The 23,331-nt window shown below is 37.4% G+C and carries 14 protein-coding genes, 1 tRNA gene, 3 rRNA genes and 1 pseudogene; 3 read left to right on the forward strand and 16 right to left on the reverse strand.

Features of this window, described 5'->3' with window-relative positions; all coding sequences use genetic code 11:
• Positions 1 to 2 precede the first annotated feature (2 nt).
• Entirely contained in the window at positions 3 to 3,047 is a 3,045-nt protein-coding gene (locus FJR03_RS07750) for a MutS-related protein (RefSeq protein WP_193112958.1), read from the reverse strand.
• A gap of 214 nt (positions 3,048 to 3,261) precedes the next feature.
• Between FJR03_RS07750 and FJR03_RS11755 the strand changes: the two genes are divergently transcribed.
• Positions 3,262 to 5,310, forward strand: a complete 2,049-nt coding sequence (locus FJR03_RS11755) for a methyl-accepting chemotaxis protein (RefSeq protein ID WP_283949388.1) — start codon at positions 3,262 to 3,264, stop codon at positions 5,308 to 5,310.
• Positions 5,311 to 5,343: 33 nt separating this feature from the next.
• Here FJR03_RS11755 and FJR03_RS07760 read toward each other — a convergent pair whose 3' ends face one another.
• The 15 genes and pseudogenes from FJR03_RS07760 to FJR03_RS07830 form a co-directional block, all read right to left on the reverse strand.
• Positions 5,344 to 7,941, reverse strand: a complete 2,598-nt coding sequence (locus FJR03_RS07760) for a chemotaxis protein CheW (RefSeq protein ID WP_193112959.1) — start codon at positions 7,939 to 7,941, stop codon at positions 5,344 to 5,346.
• A 227-nt stretch (positions 7,942 to 8,168) separates the two neighbouring features.
• A 5S ribosomal RNA gene (gene rrf, locus FJR03_RS07765) occupies positions 8,169 to 8,284 on the reverse strand.
• A gap of 150 nt (positions 8,285 to 8,434) precedes the next feature.
• Positions 8,435 to 11,323: ribosomal RNA gene (locus tag FJR03_RS07770) — 23S ribosomal RNA — on the reverse strand.
• Between the two features lie 171 nt (positions 11,324 to 11,494).
• Positions 11,495 to 11,571: transfer RNA gene (locus tag FJR03_RS07775), tRNA-Ile, on the reverse strand.
• A 129-nt stretch (positions 11,572 to 11,700) separates the two neighbouring features.
• Positions 11,701 to 13,219 (reverse strand): 16S ribosomal RNA (locus FJR03_RS07780).
• The 16S, 23S and 5S rRNA genes sit together here with 1 tRNA gene alongside, the layout of an rRNA operon.
• 287 nt (positions 13,220 to 13,506) lie before the next feature.
• Positions 13,507 to 14,532, reverse strand: coding sequence for a tRNA 2-thiouridine(34) synthase MnmA (gene mnmA / locus FJR03_RS07785; protein ID WP_193112960.1), 1,026 nt, complete (start codon positions 14,530 to 14,532; stop codon positions 13,507 to 13,509).
• 66 nt (positions 14,533 to 14,598) lie between these two features.
• Complete coding sequence (gene fliY, locus FJR03_RS07790) at positions 14,599 to 15,483, reverse strand: flagellar motor switch protein FliY (RefSeq protein ID WP_193112961.1); 885 nt, start codon at positions 15,481 to 15,483, stop codon at positions 14,599 to 14,601.
• Positions 15,484 to 16,602, reverse strand: a complete 1,119-nt coding sequence (fliM, locus tag FJR03_RS07795) for a flagellar motor switch protein FliM (protein ID WP_193112962.1) — start codon at positions 16,600 to 16,602, stop codon at positions 15,484 to 15,486.
• Between the two features lies 1 nt (position 16,603).
• Complete coding sequence (locus FJR03_RS07800; RefSeq protein WP_193112963.1) at positions 16,604 to 17,290, reverse strand: RNA polymerase sigma factor FliA; 687 nt, start codon at positions 17,288 to 17,290, stop codon at positions 16,604 to 16,606.
• On the reverse strand, positions 17,287 to 17,622 hold the full coding sequence (locus tag FJR03_RS07805; protein ID WP_193112964.1) for a hypothetical protein: 336 nt from the start codon (positions 17,620 to 17,622) through the stop codon (positions 17,287 to 17,289). Before FJR03_RS07805 ends, FJR03_RS07800 begins: the two co-directional genes overlap by 4 nt.
• Positions 17,623 to 17,642: 20 nt before the next feature.
• The gene (locus FJR03_RS07810) at positions 17,643 to 18,518 is read right to left on the reverse strand and encodes a MinD/ParA family protein (protein WP_283949389.1); all 876 of its coding nucleotides are present in this window, start codon (positions 18,516 to 18,518) and stop codon (positions 17,643 to 17,645) included.
• A pseudogene (gene flhF, locus FJR03_RS07815) lies at positions 18,515 to 19,791 on the reverse strand (flagellar biosynthesis GTPase FlhF). Before flhF ends, FJR03_RS07810 begins: the two are co-directional and overlap by 4 nt.
• Positions 19,788 to 20,276, reverse strand: coding sequence for a 2-amino-4-hydroxy-6-hydroxymethyldihydropteridine diphosphokinase (folK, locus tag FJR03_RS07820; RefSeq protein ID WP_193112965.1), 489 nt, complete (start codon positions 20,274 to 20,276; stop codon positions 19,788 to 19,790). The pseudogene flhF and the gene folK overlap by 4 nt, the downstream one beginning before the upstream one ends.
• Positions 20,277 to 20,279: 3 nt before the next feature.
• Positions 20,280 to 20,759, reverse strand: coding sequence for a type II 3-dehydroquinate dehydratase (gene aroQ, locus FJR03_RS07825; RefSeq protein ID WP_193112966.1), 480 nt, complete (start codon positions 20,757 to 20,759; stop codon positions 20,280 to 20,282).
• 68 nt (positions 20,760 to 20,827) lie between these two features.
• Positions 20,828 to 21,160 (reverse strand): hypothetical protein, encoded by a 333-nt coding sequence (locus FJR03_RS07830; RefSeq protein ID WP_226962103.1) that lies wholly within the window; start codon positions 21,158 to 21,160, stop codon positions 20,828 to 20,830.
• Positions 21,161 to 21,234: 74 nt separating this feature from the next.
• Here FJR03_RS07830 and mqnF point away from each other — a divergent pair, with 74 nt between their 5' ends.
• Complete coding sequence (gene mqnF, locus FJR03_RS07835) at positions 21,235 to 22,458, forward strand: aminofutalosine deaminase family hydrolase (RefSeq protein ID WP_193112967.1); 1,224 nt, start codon at positions 21,235 to 21,237, stop codon at positions 22,456 to 22,458.
• Complete coding sequence (sppA, locus tag FJR03_RS07840; protein ID WP_193112968.1) at positions 22,458 to 23,327, forward strand: signal peptide peptidase SppA; 870 nt, start codon at positions 22,458 to 22,460, stop codon at positions 23,325 to 23,327. The genes mqnF and sppA overlap by 1 nt, the downstream gene beginning before the upstream one ends.
• Positions 23,328 to 23,331: the final 4 nt, after the last annotated feature.

Genomic DNA, 23,331 nt, shown 5'->3' on the forward strand with positions numbered 1-23,331 from the left:
TCCTACCAATCATCGAGGAGTATCTTTGAAGATTGCTCCTCTTCTTCCCCTTTCACCTCAACATTTTCATTAATTTCCGGTTCTTCAACCTTTTGCTGTTTCGGCTTAGAAAGTTGCTCTTCATACTGCAGTTCCAAACCGTTTGAAGTCATTACAAAACCATCCACTTTTATCTTTCCATCATGGATCTGATTATGGTGCTCTTTACACAGTGGAATCAAATTGTGTTTATGATCTTTGTGAAAGTGCCCAATAAAGCCTGCCGAATCCGCTAGTGATTTATGTGTAATGTGATGCACATCATCAGCTACTGCCCCACAAATCACACATTTTGTCACGTAAAGATCTTTGTTGTACTTCGACTTTTTCTTTTTCACCAGAAGTTCAAGCTCATCAAAATCGTTTGCTAGTCGTTTTCTGATATTGTTTGCCATATCCAAAAACTCTTTGTCCATATGAAGTGATTTCGCAAACTCCAGACCATAGATACTGCTTCCGCTTCCCGCTTGGAGTACACGATTGAAAAGAAGTTTATCACTCTCTTCATCATATTCAACACTCAGATGCAAGTCAACTACATTGTTTATGTTTGTAATCTCCGGCATTGTTGAGAGTTGATGCAGGTGTGTTGCAAAAACAAAAAGACATCGTGTATCAGCGAGTTTCTTAATAGCACTCGCTACGATCGCAACACCTGAAAGTGTCTCTGTTCCATGGCTGATCTCATCTCCAAGAACGATTGAGCGGACACTTGCGCGGTTAAATATGTTTTTTAACTCAAGCATCTCAACTGCGAATGTTGAAAGCCCTTTTGCAAGGTTGTCTTTTGAAACGATACGTGTAAAGATAGAATCAAAAATACTGAACTTCATAACAGAAGCACTTACAAAGAATCCTGCTTGCGCCATAAGTACTGCAATACCAACACTCTTCATAAGTGAACTTTTACCACTGGAGTTAATCCCGTACAGAAGTACACCGTTGATCTCATGCCCATCATGCACCTCTACATCAAGCATCACCGTTTTTGGATGCGGCAAGTCCATGTAGTCACGATTTCCCATCACTATATCATTTGGGACATACAATCCGCTGCGCTCTTGAATCTCAATGAGAGGATGACGGAGCTGCATAATCTGCATAAAGTTCTCATCATCTTTTACATCTACAATCATAGGACGGGAGTGGTTATACTCACTTGCTATCTTAGATGAACTCACCCCAACGTCAAGATCAGCTACATATGAAATCACTCTCTCAAACAGGAGTGCATAACGTCTCTCAAACACCGTTTGCACCTGTACATATTTCTCTTTTACAAGTGCTACGATCTTGCGGCGGTTTTTCATAATTCGATCGGAAAGATCATCAGTAAAACTTGATGTAATCTTGACATTGTTTGTCAGTTTTTTTATATCAAACTTACTGAATTCAGGATCTTTTTTAAACTCGCTCTCGATCAGAGAAAAACGGTTTTTACTGATCGAGATATAATACCCCTCTTTCTCTAAGAGTCCCAAAGTCACCAGCTTGCTTGAAGAGGTTGCATTGGCATTTTCAAGTAAGACCTCAATCTTTTTCATAATGTCATCAAACGCAATCATCATGACGGAGTTCTCTTTTGTAAGGGTATCGATACTCTCATCAACCCCTTCCATTAAAAAGTTCTCATCTACCGTTGCATTTGTAAAACGGCGTGAAACATCAAGATCGATAGTCTTCGTAATATCACGTAAAAACTCTTCAACTTCACTCTCATGAAACGGAGTTTTTTGGATCTTATGTCTTTTTACATACTGCATCAACTCTTTGACACTGATCATAGAATCGTAGATATGATTCATCTCAAATGGATGTAAACGTCCGAGATTTAAACGACGTGCAAGACGTTCAAGGTCATATACTCCGCGCATTATCTCATCTAAAAAACGTGTATGGGAACTTACTCGCTCGATCAGATTGTATCGGCGTTCCAACTCCTCTTTTTCCATAATAGGGTTTAGAAGTCTCTCTTTTAATAAACGGCGACCGATCGCAGTTGAACTTCGATCAAGCATCTTTAAAAGTGTGAACTCTTTTTTATCTTTTGAGATGATCCCCATCTGCTCTAAAGCATTATTTCCAAGATACATAAAACGGCGATTATCAATTATGCGAGGCATAGACATCTTTTGAACTATGTAGTAGTCATGCTCAATCACAAAGTCGATAAGAATCGCTAAAGACTCTGTAATTATAGGATTACGTTCAAGATCAAGATGCTCGATCGGAGAGAGAAGTGACTGGATCTGATACACCTCTTTAAATAGATCGTTTTGGTATTCAACCTTAAGACGTTTATTGTTTACAGAGTAATGGTAATGTTCAGGAATTTCGAGATACTGCATAACATGCTTTTGACTCTCGACACCTTCTAAAAATGTCACAACAACTTCACTTGTTCTGTAGACATTTAAAAGGTTAAAGATCTCATCAAGGGCATAAAAAGGGTCTTCGCTTGTTGAGTGTGTTTCATACAAGAATGTCTTACCCGTTGTCACATCGATTGCAGCATATCCCACGCTATACATATCTTTATATTTATCTACCAAAATTGAGACGATGTAGTTATCGTCATTATCGACAATATGATCAAAGTTGGTCCCCGGTGAGATTATTTGTGAGATGTAGCGGCTAATCTTAGGTGGGTTACCCTTTTGTTTTACGACAATAATAGTATACTTTTGCTCTTGAATTAAACGGTTAAGATAGCGCTCAAAACTAACAGCAGGAACCCCTGCTAAGAGGGGATTCTTTTCAGAGTTTTCGACGATATTTTTATTCTTTTTTGTAAGTTGAATATTTAAGAGCTCTGCGATCTCTTTTGCTTTACCGATCTGCATCTCATCGTTGTTAACTTCATACACCTCAAAAAAGGTACCGATCTCCATAAAAACGACTGTATCACGTCCATATTTTTCTTCAAAAAGCTCTTGAAGTTCAAAATAAGTTTGGGTTAAAAGTTTGTTCTTGTCATTAAGTATCTGTTCGAAGCTAGATGAGTCCATTTATCTCTTTTTGTCAACAATTTTGGGAAATTATACCATAAATGAAATTTCTATAAATTTTGATAGAAAACACAGTGAAAACTGATAGTTTGCTATGTTACCAAAGTAAAATTGCGATTATTATTACGAAAAGGTTACAAGGTAACAACGATAAATAAACCTTAAGAGTTATTCTATTATACTCCGAAAAAATTTCACAAAAGGCTTCAAACATATGAAAAATTTGTCAGTTAAAATGCAAATTATTTTATTAGTGCTCTCGTCACTCATTACATTAGCACTAATAACAACATATATTTCTGTAAACGATTCAAAATCAACTCTTATGAAAAAGAGCTATGATCAGCTAACAATGGTAAGAGATATTAAAAAAAGTAGAATAGAAACGTTTTTTGACAGAAAAATCAAAGACATTACACTCTTAGCAAGCTCTGAAGAGATTCATAATATGGTAAATGACTTAATATTTGTAACTGAAATGCTAGACGTAGAGGATAAAGAAAAATTTCCTGTTCAAGATCCTGCCGTACAAAGAGTTATTAAAGAATCTGAACGATACTTCCTTGATTACATCAAAACATATAATTACTATGATCTATTTATCATCTGTCCTGATCACGGTCATGTTATGTATACAGTTGCTAAAGAAGCAGACTTTGGGGAAAACCTTATTCACGGGAAACTAAAAGAAAGCGGTCTGGCTAGAGCATACATGGCTGCACTAGAGAATAAACGTCCTACATTCGTAGATATGGAACCATATGCCCCTAGTAATAATGAACCTGCGATGTTCTTAGCTACTCCAATTATGGATGTAAATAACAATATAGAGGCTGTTTTAGTATTTCAAATCAGTGATAAATCAATCAACAGAATTATGAAATATCGCCAAGGGTATGGAAAAACTCAAGAGGATTATCTTGTAGGGGCTGATAAACTTATGCGTAGTGACAGTTATTTAGATCCGAAAAACCATACACTGATTGCATCTTTTGCAAACCCTTCTATCGGTTCTGTAGATACGGAAGCTTCTCATTCAGCTTTATCGGGACACACAGATACTAAAGTTATCATAGACTATAATGGTAATCCTGTACTATCTTCTTTTACATCTATTAATGTAGGGCAAGATTTTTCATGGGCAATCTTATCTGAGATAGATGAAGCTGAAGTACTAGAAGCACCAAATAGACTAAGAAATAATATTATTATCTCTTCTCTGACCGTACTTGTTATCATTGTAATCATCGCTTTTATTATGATCAATATTAGTATTATTAGACCGATAGAACGTTTTAAAGATGTACTTTTACAAATAGGTAAAAATCATGACTTAACAATCAAAGTAGATACAAATACACCTCAAGAACTTTCATTAATGGGGAAAAGTTTCAACCATCTTTTAAACGAATTACGTGATCTTATAGAAACATCAAAACAGGGTTCTTCTGAAAATGCATCTATATCACATGAACTTTCAACTACAGCTCTCGGTGTTGGAGAAAATGTTGAAAAATCTGTTACTGTAATCAACGAAGCAACAACACAAGCTACAGATATTCAAAATGAGATTACACTCTCTATCGCAGATGCTCAAGAGAGTAAGCAAGATATTATCAAAGCAAACGACAACTTGAAAGATGCACGTGATGAGATCATTACCCTTACAACAAATGTACAAAAAAGTGCACAAACAGAAATTGAACTGGCAGAAAAAATGAGCACACTTTCAAACGATGCTAATGAAGTAAAAGTTGTACTCGAAGTTATCTCAGACATAGCTGATCAAACAAATTTACTTGCATTAAATGCCGCTATTGAAGCTGCACGTGCAGGTGAACACGGTCGTGGTTTTGCAGTAGTTGCCGATGAAGTTCGTAAACTGGCAGAGCGTACACAAAAATCCCTTACAGATATCAATGCGACTATCAATATCATCGTACAATCAATTAACGATGTAAGTGGACAGATGAGTATCAATTCTGATGAGATTCAAGCATTATCAAATGTTGCATCAGACGTTGAAGAGAAAATCAATATGAGTGTATCTATTGTAAACCATGCCGTTGAAGCAAGTGATAAAACAGTAAATGACTTCGAACATACAGGTAAAAGTGTAGAAGCAATTGTAAACAGTGTTACACAGATCAATGAGATATCTGCTCAAAACGCACGTAATGTAGAGGAGATAGCAGCTGCTGCAGAACATCTCAATGCAATGACGGATGAACTCCACAACAAACTAGAAAGATTTCATACTTAAGAAAACTATTTAGATGGGTTTTAAACCCATCTTTTAACGCATAACCTGTTTATGTATAAGCTTACTATATTCAGGACTTATTAACTCTGTCATTATTTTATCTAACGATAAGATAGATAGAACATCTTTTCCTGGGTTATCACCGCTTGGAAATACTAAACTATCGATCAATGTTCCCGCACCTATAATTTCATTATGTAACTGATTTACATTATCATCCGCAACCTCTGCAATAATCCCTAAAGAGTTTACAAGTATACCCATATATGTATCATGCTCTCCGTATTTTATAATAACAATCTCCTGATACTCTTCAACATCTTTTTCTTGTAAGAATTTCTGAATATCAATAACCATTACAGCCTTTTCATTATAGATAACCGTCCCTTTAAAGTGATGATCTTTATCTATTTTAATAGTTGTTTTTAACTCTGTAGCACTTACAGTTTCAACTACATGTTTTGTATCGATCCCTAACCATTGATTTGCGATCATAAATGTTGCTATATCTATAGATTTACTTCCCTTCTCGAATACAACATCCGTCTTAGGAGAGAAGTTATCATCTTTTTTATATACAGCTTCACTTTTGTCACAAATATAAGAGAAAAAGAATGAGTATACATCATTTACATAATCATCTTGAACACTTTTATACTCTCTATATCCTTTTGAACATTTTACACCTAAAGCATAATATTTATCATCATAGATAATAATCTCACTAGTTGACTCTCCCGATTGAAGATTAAAATAAGAACTATCTATATCTAAATACTGACCGATTTGATGCTTTTCATTTGTAGATGAAATTATCTGCATATTTTTTGTAGCCAACGTTGCAAAAACACCATTTTTAGTCGTACCGTCTACATTTTTCGGAAGTGATTCTTGAATCATGTTTTTAAATTGAACTTCTGAATCAAATACAAGTCCTATACCACCAACAACATTCTCTTCATTCTTGATAGCTGCATTGTAAATATATGTATGTTTATTGTCATAATATTCACTTGCTTCAAAATCACTTACAGCATATTTTGAAGAATCGCTCAAGCCTAAAGTCTGTGTAACAAAATTTTTACTTACACGTTTTCCTAGAAGATGACGCTCATCAGGATTTGAAGTTGCTTTAATATATCCATGTTTATCATAAATAAATATATTTGTGTATACAGTATATAAGTCATTTATATACTCTAAGATCTCATTCATTCTAAGAACATCATCCATACCTATTGAATCTTTAGCTAAAATCTTTTGAAAATCAGACGTTAATGCCCACCATCTACAGTCATTTGCTCTTTCATATAAGTTTCTGTCCATGATATCTACAATAAGATCAGCATAAAAAACACTGTCACCAAGAATAATAGTTTTCGTAAGGTTCGCAATAGATGAACCAATAATAGATTTTGTATCTTGCCCCGTTTGACGAATCTCTAACATTAAAGCTTTAGAGAACTGTTTATTTGAAGTTGTACTTCCTTGATTAATCGTTCCATTCCAAATAGCTCGATTAAGACTCTTTTGAATACTATTAGCCTGTTTTGGAATATTTTTCAAAGCTTCACTAAACTGTTTACCATTTTGTAAAATTGAAAGCAATAACTCTTCACTAATTTCAAATGATTCTTCATCCTCTTGAGCAAAAGCATGTGATATAGGAATCATTACATGTCCATACCACTCTAAACCAAAGAAACCTTGATATCCTGTTGTTTTATTGCTTTTACAGATATAATCTACGCCACCGAATGAGATAAGCTTATAGTTATCATTTAATACGATCTCTAACTCAGCACCTAATGGAATCTGATATTTATCGCTTGTAGCGATTACAGTACCTTCATGGTCAAGTAATAAGATAGCCTCTTTTTTATCTTTATTAATTAAATTACTAAAGATCTGTTTCATCTCATCTTGAAATTTAAAACATAAAGATAAAATACCTATTATTTCAGAACCCTCTTCATTACTTTTGGTCACCTTGTAAGAATAAACAAGAGATTTTTTTTCTTTTGGTAAAAAGTCATGATATTTAAATGTCTCTACATACTCACCGCTGGTATTTAATACTTCATCAATAATTGAGTCTTTTGATTTTGAAAGTGTTAACTCATCATCAAGATTAGCTAATATCTCCCCTTTTGGACTCATTAAAACAATATCAAAATAGACACTATATTTTTTCACATACTCTTTGAAACGCTCTTTGATGATCTCTAAATCATCATTGTAATGTGTAGAGTATTTTGTATCATTTTTAAGAAGAAATGCTCGTATATCATCATCTGTAGCTAAAAAGCCGATATCTGCTGTTCTCTCAAATAAATTTCTGATCATAATGTCAACAGCAACTTGAGCTTTAAAGTCCATCTCATCAATATTTTTATTTAATAACTCAATAGCCAAATGATTAATTAGCTCGAAAGAAAGTTCAGTAAAATTATTTTTAATTCTACTCATATTTACGCCGGCATCACCTAACTGGCTTAGTAGAGAAAGTGTATTCCAGTGATTACTTAGCTCGTGTAATCTTTCACGATTATCTTCAACCTGTTCCATATGTCTTATATATGGTAGAACATCTTTAGATATATTATTGTATTTATAGCTTACTTGTTTCATCGTATAATTCCTCAAAAAAGTAATCAAATTCTATACAATTAATAAACCTTAAAAGGCATAATTTTGATTAAATTTTATACAAAATTGTATATAGAAGACAAAATTGTAAGTAATTAGATTAAAAACCATAGTAGTAAAAGGGTAAAAAGTAAATAGTAAAATTAAGTAGATAAGTTGTAAATAATAAAAAAGGTGAAGATAGATTAGATTGGATAATTGATCTGTTAACTAGGCAGCGACCTACATTCCCACACCTGAAAGATGCAGTATTATCAGCGATGAGAGGCTTAGCTTCTGGGTTCGGAATGGGGCCAGGCGTTTCCCTCTCTCTATAGCCACCTAGACAAGATCAAGTGTAAAAGTATTGTTTGATACTCTTACAGTTGACCTTTAAGATCATAGATAAGAAGATTAAAAAAGTTAAAGTCAACTAAACAACTCAAGGATTACTTCATTTAATGATATACACTAAATAAGGTAGTGAAGCTTTTAATGAAAAAAGACAAACGTACTATTAGTACTGGTCAGCTAAACGAATTACTTCGCGTACACATCCAGCCTATCAAGCTTGTAGTCTTCAAGCGTACTTCAGGGATTGTTCATCTTGGAGTTGGCTTCCCGCTTAGATGCTTTCAGCGGTTATCACATCCGAACGTAGCTACCCAGCTATGCCCTTGGCAGGACAACTGGTGCACCAGTGGTTCGTCCAACCCGGTCCTCTCGTACTAGGGTCAGCTCTCCTCAACAATCCTACGCCCACGGAAGATAGGGACCGAACTGTCTCACGACGTTCTGAACCCAGCTCGCGTACCGCTTTAAATGGCGAACAGCCATACCCTTGGGACCTGCTCCAGCCCCAGGATGCGATGAGCCGACATCGAGGTGCCAAACCTCCCCGTCGATGTGAGCTCTTGGGGGAGATCAGCCTGTTATCCCCGGCGTACCTTTTATCCTTTGAGCGATGGCCCTTCCACACAGAACCACCGGATCACTATGACCGTCTTTCGACTCTGCTCGACATGTATGTCTCACAGTCAGTCCGGTTTATGCCATTATACTCTACGAAGGATTTCCAACCCTTCTGAACCGAACTTTGTAAGCCTCCGTTACTTTTTAGGAGGCGACCGCCCCAGTCAAACTACCCACCAGACATTGTCCTCGCACGGGATAACCGTACGGAGTTAGCTATCAGAATATTCAAGGGTGGTATCTCAAGGATGCCTCATCATAATCTGGCGACTATGAATCAATGGCTCCCACCTATCCTGCACATGAATATCCCAATAGCAGTGTCAAGCTATAGTAAAGGTGCACGGGGTCTTTCCGTCTTTCCGCGGGTAGGAGGAATTTTCACCTCCACTACAATTTCACTGGATCCCTTGTTGAGACAGCTCCCATCTCGTTACGCCATTCATGCAGGTCGGTATTTAACCGACAAGGAATTTCGCTACCTTAGGACCGTTATAGTTACGGCCGCCGTTTACTCGGGCTTCAATTCAACGCTTCGCAAAGCTAACGCATCCTTTTAACCTTCGAGCACCGGGCAGGCGTCACACCCTATACATCCACTTACGTGTTAGCAGAGTGCTGTGTTTTTGGTAAACAGTCGGGAGGGACTCTTTGCTGCGACCCATCAATGCTTCAGAGAGTAAATCTCTTAACAAATAGGGCACACCTTATACCGAAGATACGGTGCTAGTTTGCAGAGTTCCTTAACAAGGGTTCATCCACGCGCCTTAGAATACTCATCTCACCCACCTGTGTCGGTTTACGGTACGGGCAACATTATATCTCGTTTAGAGGCTTTTCTCGGCACGACAGTATCGACGATTCTAAACGCTCTCCGAAGAGATTGTTCAGCCTGTCAGGTCTCGGATTCGTGATAAGCGGATTTGCCTACTTATCATCCTACACCCTTCGAGCCACTATTCCATCAGTGACCTCGTCTAACTCTATGCGTCCCCCCATCACTCAAACGATATAATGTCGGTATCGGAATATTAACCGATTTGCCATCGTCTACCCCTTTCGGACTCGACTTAGGTCCCGACTAACCCTACGATGACGAGCATCGCGTAGGAAACCTTGGGTTTTCGGCGAAGAAGATTCTCACTTCTTTTCTCGCTACTCATGCCTGCATGCTCACTTCCATCCGCTCCAGTACTCCTTACCGGTATACCTTCAACGCTGAATGGAACGCTCTCCTACCACTCATAGTAAACTATGAATCTAAAGCTTCGGTGTTTATCTTAGCCCCGTTATATTTTCGGCGCAGAATCGCTAGACCAGTGAGCTGTTACGCCTTCTTTAAAGGATGGCTGCTTCTAAGCCAACCTCCTGGTTGTCACAGCAACTCCACATCCTTTTCCACTTAGATAAAACTTTGGGACCTTAGCTGTTAGTCTGGGTTGTTCCCCTCTCGACATAGGATTTTATCACCCTACGCCTGACTCCCGAGGTTACACATGTAGTATTCGGAGTTTGATAGGGTTTGGTACCGCGGTAAGCAGCCCTAGCCCTGTCAGTGCTCTACCCCTACATGCTAATGCTCGAGGCTATACCTAAATATATTTCGGAGAGAACCAGCTATCACTGAGTTTGATTGGCCTTTCACCCCTATCCACAAGTCATCCCGTGACTTTTCAACGTCAATGGGTTCGGTCCTCCACTGGCTCTTACACCAGCTTCAACCTGCTCATGGATAGATCACTCAGTTTCGGGTCTGCAGCATCTGACTATGTCGCCCTATTAAGACTCGCTTTCGCTACGGCTTCTCGTTCGATTAACCTTGCCAGATACCACAACTCGCAGGCTCATTATGCAAAAGGCAGTCCGTCACACATTAAAATAGTGCTCCGAATGATTGTAAGCCATAGGTTTCAGGTTCTATTTCACTCTGCTCACCGCAGTCCTTTTCACCTTTCCCTCACGGTACTTGTTCACATCTATGGTCTGGTAGTAGTATTTAGGGTTGGAGGGTGGTCCCCCCATATTCAGTCAAGATAACACGTGTCCCGACCTACTCGTTCCTTAGTCTAGTACCACATAAATGTTTTCGCTTACGGGAATATCACCCTCTATGTTCACACTTTCCAGAGTGTTCGGCTAACAAATATGCTATCACTAAGCGCCCTAATCCAATTTCGCTCGCCGCTACTTTCGGAATCTCGTTTGATTTCTCTTCCTTCAGGTACTGAGATGTTTCACTTCCCTGAGTTCGCCCCCCGTAGGGTAACATGAATCACTCCATGCTGGGTTGCCCCATTCGGAAATCCCCGGATCAAAGCTTCTTGGCAGCTCCCCGAGGCTTTTCGCAGCCTAGTACGTCCTTCATCGCCTCTACCAGCCTAGGCATCCACCTATGGCCCTTAATATCTTTTATTCTAATTCGCTTCACTACCTTATTTAATGTATCTCTACACTAAACTCAGTAGTCCTTGTAATTGTAGTTATTTAGTTGTTGACTTTAACAATGTTAATTTAATGATCGTTTTGGTTTAAAAACCAAATATAAACTCTCATTTGAAAGCTTATATTTGATTTTTTACAAAAATGGTGGGCCTACCAGGACTTGAACCTGGGACCTCACCCTTATCAGGGGTGCACTCTAACCAGCTGAGCTATAGGCCCTTGTACACTTGTAATTCTAATGAACTTAGATCACTGAAAACTAAGCAAGAAGAGACAAGAAATAATACTTTGTTGAATCGTGAGATTCTTTAGTGAGCCAATCAAACGAATGATTGCTCTTTACTCTAGAAAGGAGGTGATCCAACCGCAGGTTCTCCTACGGTTACCTTGTTACGACTTCACCCCAGTCGCTAATTCCACCGTAAGCGGTAGCCTCCCGAAGGTTAGCTTCCCGATTTCGGGTGAAATCAACTCCCATGGTGTGACGGGCGGTGAGTACAAGACCCGGGAACGTATTCACCGTAGCATTGCTGATCTACGATTACTAGTGATTCCAGCTTCATGCTCTCGAGTTGCAGAGAACAATCCGAACTGAGAGACGCTTTATGAGATTAGCTCCACCTCGCGGTATCGCAACTCTCTGTACGCCCCATTGTAGCACGTGTGTAGCCCTGGCCGTAAGGGCCATGATGACTTGACGTCGTCCTCACCTTCCTCCTCCTTGCGAAGGCAGTCTCCTTAGAGTGCCCAGCCGAACTGCTGGCAACTAAGGACGAGGGTTGCGCTCGTTGCGGGACTTAACCCAACATCTCACGACACGAGCTGACGACAGCCGTGCAGCACCTGTTTTCAAGCTCCCCGAAGGGCACCACTCTATCTCTAGTGTGTTCTATCAATGTCAAGGCCAGGTAAGGTTCTTCGCGTATCTTCGAATTAAACCACATGCTCCACCACTTGTGCGGGTCCCCGTCTATTCCTTTGAGTTTTAATCTTGCGACCGTACTCCCCAGGCGGAACACTTAATCTGTTAAGTGCATCACCGAAGTAACTAGTACCCCGACGACTAGTGTTCATCGTTTAGGGCGTGGACTACCAGGGTATCTAATCCTGTTTGCTCCCCACGCTTTCACGCCTTAGCGTCAGTAATGTCCCAGCAGATCGCCTTCGCTTTCGGTATTCCTAGTGATATCTACGGATTTTACCCCTACACCACTAATTCCATCTGCCCCTTCCATACTCTAGGCTACCAGTTTCAAGTGCAGTTCTACAGTTAAGCTGTAGGATTTCACACCTGACTTGATAACCCGCCTACGCGTCCTTTACGCCCAGTGATTCCGAATAACGCTTGCACCCTCCGTATTACCGCGGCTGCTGGCACGGAGTTAGCCGGTGCTTATTCATATGCTACCGTCATTTTCTTGACATATAAAAGGAGTTTACACACCGAAATGCGTCATCCTCCACGCGGCGTTGCTGCATCAGGGTTTCCCCCATTGTGCAATATTCCTCACTGCTGCCTCCCGTAGGAGTCTGGTCCGTGTCTCAGTACCAGTGTGGCGGATCATCCTCTCAAACCCGCTACCCGTCATTGCCTTGGTGAGCCGTTACCTCACCAACTAGCTGATAGGATATAGGCCGATCCCTTAGCGAAAAAACATTTCCCTTCTTAACTTATGAAAAGAAGGAGTATCCAGTATTAATCACCGTTTCCAGTGGCTATCCCGGTCTAAGGGGCACATTACCTATATATTACTCACCCGTGCGCCACTCGTCAGCAGGAAGCAAGCTTCCTCTGTTACCGTTCGACTTGCATGTGTTAAGCACGCCGCCAGCGTTCATTCTGAGCCAGGATCAAACTCTCCATAATTGAATTGTTTAATCTTTAGCCCAAGATTTAAAAATCATTGGCTTTATCTTAAAGTTATCTACTAACCTATTAAAAGTTAATAGACGGTTGTTGTATTATTAGTTATTATCTCAAGCTCTCGCTTGCTTAGTTTTCAATGATCTCAAACGTTAATCAGTAGCTTCAACTCGAAGTACTTCTGACCCTCTTTCGATGGCCTCTCATCGTTTGTGGACGGGAATTATAGGAGAAGTATACTTAGAAGAAGCTTAACTATTTGGGGAATTGGAAATAAATTTGCAAATTTGTTAATTTGCTTCTATAATCCATCCTCCACCTATGAGTTTATCACCCTCATAAAAGACTGCAGCCTGCCCCACAGCAACACCAAATACACCCTCTTCCAGTGTTACATACGCTTTTTCATCTTCTATTTTTACATCACAATCTACTGCTTTTGTTCTATATCTTAATTTAACAGTTGATTTGAACTCTTTTTCATCATTAAAAAAGTTCAGATTATTTAACACTACTTTATTACAAGCAAGTTCTTCACGCTTTCCTACTACTATTTGATTTTTCTCAGGAATAATCTTAGTTACAAAGTGTGGTTCATGAGCACCGTTTACTGTAAATCCTCTACGCTTACCTATAGTATAATGCATATAGCCTTTATGCTCACCCACTACATTTCCATCTTTATCTATAACTTCACCCGGCTGATCTACTTGAACGTAGTTTTTAAGTACATCTGTATATGTAGTTTCAACAAAACATATTTCACTTGATTCTGCCTGTGATGCAAATGACTCTAAACCTTTAATAGAAGCAGCCAATTCTTTGATATCACTTTTCTTTCTTTCCCCTAATGGAAATTTTAATCTTGGCAAAATATCTTTATTTATATAGAATAGAAAATAACTTTGATCTTTTGTATCATCATCAGCAGCATATAAATATTCACCATCTGTCTTTATGTAATGACCTGTAGCAACATAGTCTGCTCCTATCTCATCAGCAAAATCAACCATTGCACCAAATTTAAGATTTCTATTACATAAAGCACATGGATTTGGAGTTTTTCCATCAGCATATGTATCTATAAATGGTTGGAATACTTTTTCTTTGAATGTATCTTGGAGATCTAAGACATGGAGTTTAACACCCACAAAGTCTGCTGCTTTTTGAGCACGTGCCAAGTGGATTTCATGATAACCGGGTTTTGAGTGGAGTTTCATATAAACTCCTTCTACTTCATAACCCTCTTCTTTTAATAACAGTGTTGTAATAGTAGAGTCTACACCTCCACTCATACCAACTAAAACTTTTTTCATTATTTAATACCTTAACTCTTTATAGTCACAATTTTGTAATTATAACGAATTAAAATAATGGGGAGTTTATTCTTTTAACTTATTAAGTCTTTCTTTCTTACTACCTATAGATGTAATTTGTACACCAAAGTTACCATCAACAATAACAACTTCCCCCTCAGCAATTACATGATTATCAACTAAAATCTCTAAAGGGTCATTTGCTAATTGGTTAAGTTCAATAACAGAACCTATATCCATATTTAAAACATCTTTCAATAACATTCTTTTTTTACCGATTCTTACTTTTACCGGTAATTTAACATCTAAGATCAATCCTATGTTGTTTATTTCATCTTCAGATAGTTTTACTTTATTCTCATTACAAGGTGTTGATGTTGTTACACTTACAGGTGCAGCTTCAGGTTCATCTAATTCTAAAGAAGGGATCTCATCATCAGAACCATAGAGTTTTGAATTAAGTTTTTCATCTATAATGAACATCAATAATGAATTTAGGGAATCTAGACTTAGTTTATAGACATACATCTTGCTATATTGCTCAAGACTTACCTCTTCAGTTTCACCTATAAGCTCAATATTATCCACACTAAAAGATAATACAGGTAACTCTTTTTGTGCGGAAAGTGTATTACCTATTGCACCAAAAATATTAGACACTATCTCCTTTGCAGCATCCATATCATCTTCAGTCACATCTTCTCTATCACTTGCCTCTTCACCCATCATCATATCTGAAAGTGATGCTGCTAAGTTTGGTGGAAGTGCTACCATAGCATCTGCATCAACATCTCCACTAATTTTTAACTTTACAAGTACAATCGGTGGTACGATATTTGAAATTATACTAAGCTCTTGTTCCTCTTTTAATTCAATAGATGGTGCTACACCAACTAGTGCTTCTATAGTACCAACTGTTTCACTTTCAAATAGTTTTATAAAGTCACTCATCTATTCCCCTTTATTCTTTTCATCATTTTCTATTGTTTCAAATTCATCTTCATCTTCATGAATAATGTCTCTTACTCCTGAAATTTTATCGTGTCTTTGTTTCTCAAGATTTTCAAGTGCATATTTCACCTCATCTTTTTCTGTTTCGATAATTTCTAGTACATTAATAGACTTTCTAAATCTTCGAAGTCCTATCTCTCCGCGGAATCTGTCTTTTCCATCTACCGAAACAGTCACCACATCATCTGCAGGACTTGAGAGTCTTAAGACATCTCCAACTTTTAAGTCTAAAATCTCACTCATTGTAAGATCAGCATTACCCAGATTTGCTTCAACATTAACCTTTGCACCACCAAGGAGTACTTTTAATTCTGTATTTCTTGACTTTTTAGAGCTCGTTTCATTAAGCATCAGATCACGAGAAGCAAGTTTAGGTAACACAGGTTCTAATGAGATAACCGGATAACAGATATTCATCATACCTGAACTATGTCCGATAATGATCTCCATTACCACCATTACAACAATCTCATTTTGGGCAACAATTTGAACAACATTTGGACTTGACTCTTTTGACTCAATCGTAGGATAAACATCCATAACTGGTCCCCATGCTTCTTTGAGTGTAGCCATCATTACACGTAAAATTGTCTCAAATAAAGAGAGTTCAATATCTGAAAACTCTCTTGTTGAATCAAACGGTTCACCCTTTCCACCTAAAAGTCTGTCTAGCATAGGAAAAGCGATCGAAGGATTTATCTCTATAACACCGCTTCCCTCTAAAGGCTTCATTGAGAAAACATTAAAACTCGTAGGATTTGGTAATGACATTAAGAACTCACCATATGTCATCTGATCAACAGAGTGAAGTTGTATCTCAACAATACTTCTCATAATAGATGAAATTTGCGAAGCCAAACTTCTGGCCATTTTATCATGGACACCTCGAAATGCACGTAACTGCTCTTTTGAAACCCTGTTTGGACGCTTGAAGTCATAAAGTGTAACTTGTCTTTGCGGGATTAAATTCTCTTCACCCGATTCAAGGACATCATCACCTTCATCTTCTACAACGTCTAATAGTGCGTCAATCTCTTCTTGGGAAAGTATATCTGCCATACTACGCTCCTATACTCTCTTTAATTTTTTGTAAAACAGATTTGTGAATTTGAGAAATTCTTGACTCTGTTATATCTAAGATTTCACTTATCTCTTTAAGTGTCAACTCTTCAAAATAATAGAGCTGAATAATCATCTGTTCTCTCTCTTTATAGTTAGAGAGTACATTTTTGATCACATCTATAAGTTCCTCTTTTTCGATCTGTGCAAGTGCTGCACCTTCATCACCAACCTGAAGTTGATCATGAAGTGGCATTACAGTATAAATATCGGAAGCTACTCGTGCTTCATGAACTTTCTCTACATCTTCATCTAAGATTGCAGCTAGTTCTACATCTGTCGGTTCTTCATCGTGTGTAAGTCTATACTCTTCTGTAGCATGGTCAATCGCTTTTACAAGTTTTCTGTTTGAGCGGCTTAAAACATCTAAACTTCTTAGATAATCAAGCATAGCTCCATATACTCTTTTTTTTGCATAACCCCAGAAATTATCGTTTAAACTATCATCGTATCTACGAGCAAGTTTAATCAACTCTTCAGTACCTATAGCTGCTAGATCGGAGAAGTCTATTGAACTTGGCAATCTCTCTTTGAGTCGAAACGCCATCGCTTTTACAGCAGGCAAATATTGAATTGCCAGTTCATCTTCTTTATGTTTTAGATCTTGAGCATAAGCATTTTGTATCATAGTTTTTGCCCTGTAACATCTTCTGAATTCATTTTCACTGCATAATCAGTAAGTCTACATGCTGAATCGATAAGCTTTTCACGCTTATTGATCTCTTTTACAAAGATATCTAGCTCTTTTTCGTGATCATCTTTTGGAAAGTTATATGCTTTGACACTTATTGTTTTATAATAGAGTGCAACTATAACATGTGAAAACAGATAAAAAAAGATAGTGATAAAAAAAGTGTATGTTAATAATCCTGCTGCATCAAAAGATTTTAATATACCAAAAATAATACCTACAAAAAAACCTTGAACAGTAAAAAAATATACAAAATTTTCACCTAACATCACTACTCCACACTTTTTTTTTAAAAGTGATCCATTAAACGCTTGAAAAGACCACTTAAACCACTTTCAGTCGATTTAACCAGCATATTTCGTTCCAGCTTTGAAATAATCTTTTGAACAATCAGCTCTATATCTTTCGTGGCTTGCGAAGATGGATACAATACCGAGAATAATCCTCTTTGTTTCACCGCCGATGAAACTTTTATATCACTATTGATTTTTCCAAGTAATTGCAAGTTTAAATTCCCACCGATGTTTACACTGGCAACCTTTTTGATCTTTTCAAAAACTCCAACTGCTTCTTTTTCGCTCTTCACTTGATTCATAATCATATTAACATCATCTCTGAGTGTTGCTATTGTCTTAATCGTTGCATAAGCATCCGTAATTGCTGCAGGATCTGGGACAGTAACTACTATCACATCATCAGCTGCATTCAAAAACATCTGAATATGTTCCCCTATCCCTGCACCTGTGTCAATAATCATCACATCAAGTTTATCAAGTACTTGTGCCTCTTCCATAAAGCGCTTAAAAAGTGCACTGTCTGAATACTTTAAGATCTCATCACCACTCTCACCAGGAATTAAAATCAGATTTCGAGTAATGGGTATTAAAATATCAGATACACTCGCTTCACCTTTTAATACATGTAAAATGTTTTTTTTGATCTTCACATTAAACATTACATCAAGGTTTGCCAGACCAATATCTGCATCAAAGATCCCAACGTTTAAACCTTTTTGCGCCAAAGTATATGCAAGATTTGAGCTGATCGTACTTTTACCAACCCCACCCTTTCCACTTGTCACGGCAATAAAACGTGTCTTTTTAGATTTTTTAGCAGCGTTTGATGAAACTAACTCTTCCAATTTCTCAGCTTGATGTCCCATCATGCCTTACTCCTATTGAATCCATGTAATAAACACTCAACTAAAAAGTCACTTGAAGCTGTTACAAGGTCTTCAGGGACCTCTTGTCCAACAGAAAAGTAACTGATAGGTTTTTTTGTTTCATATGCTAGTGAAAAAATATTTCCAAAGCCTCTTGTTTCATCCAGTTTAGTAAACATAAGTGTATCGACACCGAGTGATGAAAAATTATCATATGTCACTTTTAAGTCTTCATACTTAATACTACTCGGCATAACAAGTACAACATCAACTTCATAATTTGTCTTATTTGCATTTAAACACTCATAGATCTTCTCTATTTTCCCTTTATCATAAGGGCTAGAACCCATAGTATCGATCAAGATACAATCACAATATTTCAGTGAATCCAATGCTGAAGAAAACTCCGGAGGATCAACAACCGTTTCAATACCGAGTTTCATCATTCTCGCATATTGCATCAGTTGTTCAACTGCACCTATTCTATAAGTATCTAAAAACAACTAAACCAACTTTATATTTTTTCTCTAATAAAAAAGAGTATCTTGCTGCCAGTTTTGCGATCGAAGTTGTTTTACCAACCCCTGTAGGCCCAACTAGCATCATCACTTTTTTAGTTCCGATTGAAGGCATAGATTCCATTCGAATCGGAACCATTTTACGTAAAATAGTTTGAAAATAGCGTTTTACCGTTGCAGAGTTCTCTCTCATTTTTAAAGGCATATGCTCTAAAGTTACCTGCATCAACATATCTAAATGCTCTTTATTCATCCCGCTTTGACTTGCTAAACGGTAAATTTTCTGCAAATTCCGGTGGTATACTGTTTGAAAGGTCTGGTGATTTTTCATCCCAAAACATATTTTGGATGATCTTTACCTTATCGGTAAGCTTATTGATCTCAGACTTTATCTCTTTTAACTCTAAAGGCTCAACTACAGGTACTTGAATATCTGCTTTTTTCTCATAAGCACTAAAAGGATCTGTTACTTGCGATATTTTAGAAATCTGCTCAGCTGCACTCGAGATATCAAAAAGTACATCTTTAGATTCCTCTTTTAAAGGTTGTTGAGAACTTAAAGGCTTTTTAGGTTTGTTGTAACTCGACGGGATCATATCGTCATCGATCCCTATAACGATCTCGTATAGTCCATCACGCCCTAAAGCCTTTTTTCGAAGCTCTCTAGTTTCTATAAGCATACCTTCATCACCGATCTCCATCTTTGCTCTTTTTAAGGCTTCTGATGGTGATTTTCCAGTAAATGTAAGCATCTTCATATTTTTGCACCTATCAATGGGATCACTACACTCTCTCTTTTATACCAATGTGGATGTGGTATCTGTAAATCTTTTGTATTAATATTTCGATTGTCAAAAAAAATTATATCCAAATCTAACGTCCTTGGAGCATTTGCAAAGCTTCTTTTTCTTCCAAATCTTTTCTCGACTCGTAAGAGATATCGTAAAAACTCTTTTGGTTGCATCGAAGTTTTAAACACCATTATTGCGTTTAAAAAATCATCCTGATTCTCATAACCGAAAGGAGGATTTTTTAAAATCAATGAAGTTTTAAAGAGTTCAACTCTTTTATCTCTACCAAATGCGACATAAAGATGTTCAAACCTACGTTTTACATCGCCTACATTCCCGCCTATACCTACAACAGCTTCATATCTGTGTGATGACCTTATCTTTTTAAACAAGGGAAAACGCAAGCTATGAAAAGAGAGTAACTGTTCATTTATCTTGCGTTTTAAGTACATATATTATGCTTGTTGCTGAGCTTGTTGTTGTGCCGCTTGTGCCGCTTTAATCTCATTCATAATTTGTAACATTCCCATCATTGCTAAGTGGTAACCAAATGGGCCAAAACCAACGATAGATGATGCACATACAGGAGCTATCATGTTTGTTTGACGGAAATCTTCACGTCTATGGATATTTGAGATGTGTACCTCGATCGTAGGGATATTCACTGCTGAGATTGCATCACGAATTGCGATCGATGTATGTGTATATGCTGCAGCATTGATAATAATACCGTGTGCTTCACCGTAACACTCTTGAATTTTATCTACGATCTCACCCTCTAAATTGCTTTGAAAAAATTCAATTTCAACACCGTTTTGTGTTGCTACATCTTTCATCTGAGCATGGATCTGTTCTAGTTTCATCGGCCCGTAAATTTGCTGTTCACGTACACCTAACATATTTAGATTTGGACCCTGAATAACTACTATTTTCATTTCTAACCTTCACTATTATATTTAAAGATTTATTCTAGCGAAAAAAAGATTAAAAAAATCACAACATATTAAAATTTAGTTTCAACTAAGTTCTCGCAATCCTTGATCATATCGTAAAGGTCCATCTCACGTCCTGAGATCGTAGCAACAATTTTTCCTTTTTTATCTAAGAATAAGAACTGCTCCGATTCATGATAGTTTTCATTCATATAGGTAGAGAATATCACATACTCAGCATCTTCTATATTTCTTACGTTTTCATTTACGTAATTATATTTCTCTGAACCCTTATTTAGCTGTTTAATAGTTAAAACTTCATTTTGCAGGCTATTTTTTAAAACATCTTCCAATTCTGTTAATTCAGCCTCAAGGTTTTCATACTTCAAATGGCACTTAATCATAATGTTTCCCTTTTGTAGTTGTTTAATAAAAAGTGTATAATTCTACTTAAATTTATATACAAAGTACTAATAATATGAATATTATATCACCAAATTACATCTTAACACCTAATAAATTGCTTAAAAACCTTTCAATAGCATATGATAAAAAAATTGAAAAAATAGCACCTTTGGAAGAATTAAAAGCAAAATTCCCTGATGCTCAAGTCACACAACTTGCAAAAAATTCTTTAATTATGCCGGGACTTATCAACAGCCACGTACATATAGAGTTTTCAGCGAATAAAACACAGTTAAGCTACGGTGATTTTATCAACTGGCTTTACAGTGTAATCGAGAACCGTGATGAATTGATCAACGGCTGTGGACAAGAGTGTATGCAAAAAGCGATCGATGCAATGCTCGATCGGGGGATCACTACATTTGGTGCAATCAGTTCTCATGCTATGGATCTTGAAGCGTGTGCAAATGCAAAACAAAACGTTGTATTTTTCAATGAGCTAATCGGTTCACAAGCTGCTATGGCTGATGCTCTTTTTGGTGACTTTTTAGCCAGACTCGATGCGAGTAAAACTGTAAAAAGAGATGGTTTCATCCCTGCAGTTGCAATCCATTCCCCATATTCCGTACATCCTATTCTTATCAAAAAAGCATTAGAGATCGTAAAAAATGAAGACCTTAAACTCACAGCTCATTTCATGGAGAGTGAAGCTGAACGTAACTGGCTTGATGAAAGTAAAGGCGACTTCAGTGAATTTTTTCAAAAGTTTCTCAAACAAGAGCATAATGTAAGTGACTCAAAAGAGTTCTTAGAACATTTTAACCAGACACCTACACTCCTTACACATGTTGTAAAATCAAATGAGCAAGAGCTACAAACTATAAAAGATGCAAACCATACAATTATCCACTGCCCTATCTCAAACAGATTACTCGGTAACGGTATACTTAATATAAAAGAGTTAAATGAGCACGGAATTCCATGGGTTATAGCAACTGACGGTCTTAGCTCAAACTACAAACTCGACCTCTTTGAAGAGATGAAAATCTCTTTATTTAGCCATGCGAATGCACCTTTGAATGATTTTGCCGAGCAATTAATAGTTGCAGCAACTAAAAATGCGGCAGATGCTCTAGGACTAAATACAGGTGAAATTGTAGAGGGGAAAAATGCCGATATGATTGTAATTGATCTAGATAGTGAACTGAATGAGGAGCTAGCAGTTCATCTTATACTACACCATTACAACATATCTAAAGTGTTTATCAACGGTAAACTTGAAAAAGGGGAGATATAATGGAATTTTTAAAAAAGGTTTTTTTACCGATAACTATGCCGATTAAGTTCATTCAAGAGCACTTCAAAGCAAGTGTTTTTGTTTTAATACTGTTTTTACTGTTTGCACCGACTGAAAACAATCAAGTTTTTAATAACAATCTACAAAAAATCAATCTTGTAGGACCTATATTTGATGCTAGCGAAGTTGTTGAAAAAATTGATGAAGCTGCAAAAAACAACAATATAAAAGGTATATTACTTTGTGTAGATTCACCAGGTGGTGCAGTTTCCCCTTCCATCGAGATCGCTTATGCTATAAAACGTGCGACTGCTAAAAAACCGGTAGTTGTTTATGCAAAAGGGACAATTGCAAGCGGGAGTTATTACGCAAGTATCTGGGCTGATAAAATCATCTCAAATCCAGGGAGTATGGTAGGAAGTATCGGTGTTATTATGCAGGGTGCTGATATGAGCGAACTGATGGATAAAATAGGTATCAAATCACAGGTTGTAAAAGCGGGTAAATATAAGCAAGTGGGGACATCAGACAGACCTTGGACAGACTATGAAGTAAATGAGCTCAATAAAGTGATACAAGATACTTACGATATGTTTTCAAAAGATGTAGCTGATGCCAGAGGGCTTAAAATAGAAAAAAGAGACATATATGCCAATGCACATATCTTTACAGCTTCTCAGGCAAAAGAGGTGGGACTTATTGACGCACTGGGTGTTGAGATAGATGCAAAAGATGAGCTTGTAAAACTCAGCGGTGTAAAAGAGGCAATTTGGAATAAAGAGGATAAGTTTGAAAAACTTATGAAAAAACTTTCAGCTTCAGCAGCAGTAACTCTCTATACATACTTTCCGGAGATTACCCTAAAATAAGGGG

Origin of the sequence: Sulfurimonas marina, assembly GCF_014905095.1 — a bacterium.
Taxonomy (GTDB): Bacteria; Campylobacterota; Campylobacteria; order Campylobacterales; family Sulfurimonadaceae; genus Sulfurimonas; species Sulfurimonas marina.

Coding starts and splice junctions, on each gene's coding strand:
- aroQ (WP_193112966.1), bottom strand. CDS start 20,759: ATGAAAATAGTAGTTATTCAGGGTCCAAATCTAAATATGTTAGGTGTA.
- fliM (WP_193112962.1), bottom strand. CDS start 16,602: ATGGCAGATATACTTTCCCAAGAAGAGATTGACGCACTATTAGACGTT.
- FJR03_RS07810 (WP_283949389.1), bottom strand. CDS start 18,518: ATGATGGGACATCAAGCTGAGAAATTGGAAGAGTTAGTTTCATCAAAC.
- FJR03_RS07830 (WP_226962103.1), bottom strand. CDS start 21,160: ATGATTAAGTGCCATTTGAAGTATGAAAACCTTGAGGCTGAATTAACA.
- folK (WP_193112965.1), bottom strand. CDS start 20,276: ATGTACTTAAAACGCAAGATAAATGAACAGTTACTCTCTTTTCATAGC.
- FJR03_RS07760 (WP_193112959.1), bottom strand. CDS start 7,941: ATGAAACAAGTAAGCTATAAATACAATAATATATCTAAAGATGTTCTA.
- fliY (WP_193112961.1), bottom strand. CDS start 15,483: ATGAGTGACTTTATAAAACTATTTGAAAGTGAAACAGTTGGTACTATA.
- FJR03_RS07800 (WP_193112963.1), bottom strand. CDS start 17,290: ATGATACAAAATGCTTATGCTCAAGATCTAAAACATAAAGAAGATGAA.
- mnmA (WP_193112960.1), bottom strand. CDS start 14,532: ATGAAAAAAGTTTTAGTTGGTATGAGTGGAGGTGTAGACTCTACTATT.
- sppA (WP_193112968.1), top strand. CDS start 22,458: ATGGAATTTTTAAAAAAGGTTTTTTTACCGATAACTATGCCGATTAAG.
- FJR03_RS07750 (WP_193112958.1), bottom strand. CDS start 3,047: ATGGACTCATCTAGCTTCGAACAGATACTTAATGACAAGAACAAACTT.
- FJR03_RS11755 (WP_283949388.1), top strand. CDS start 3,262: ATGAAAAATTTGTCAGTTAAAATGCAAATTATTTTATTAGTGCTCTCG.
- FJR03_RS07805 (WP_193112964.1), bottom strand. CDS start 17,622: ATGTTAGGTGAAAATTTTGTATATTTTTTTACTGTTCAAGGTTTTTTT.
- mqnF (WP_193112967.1), top strand. CDS start 21,235: ATGAATATTATATCACCAAATTACATCTTAACACCTAATAAATTGCTT.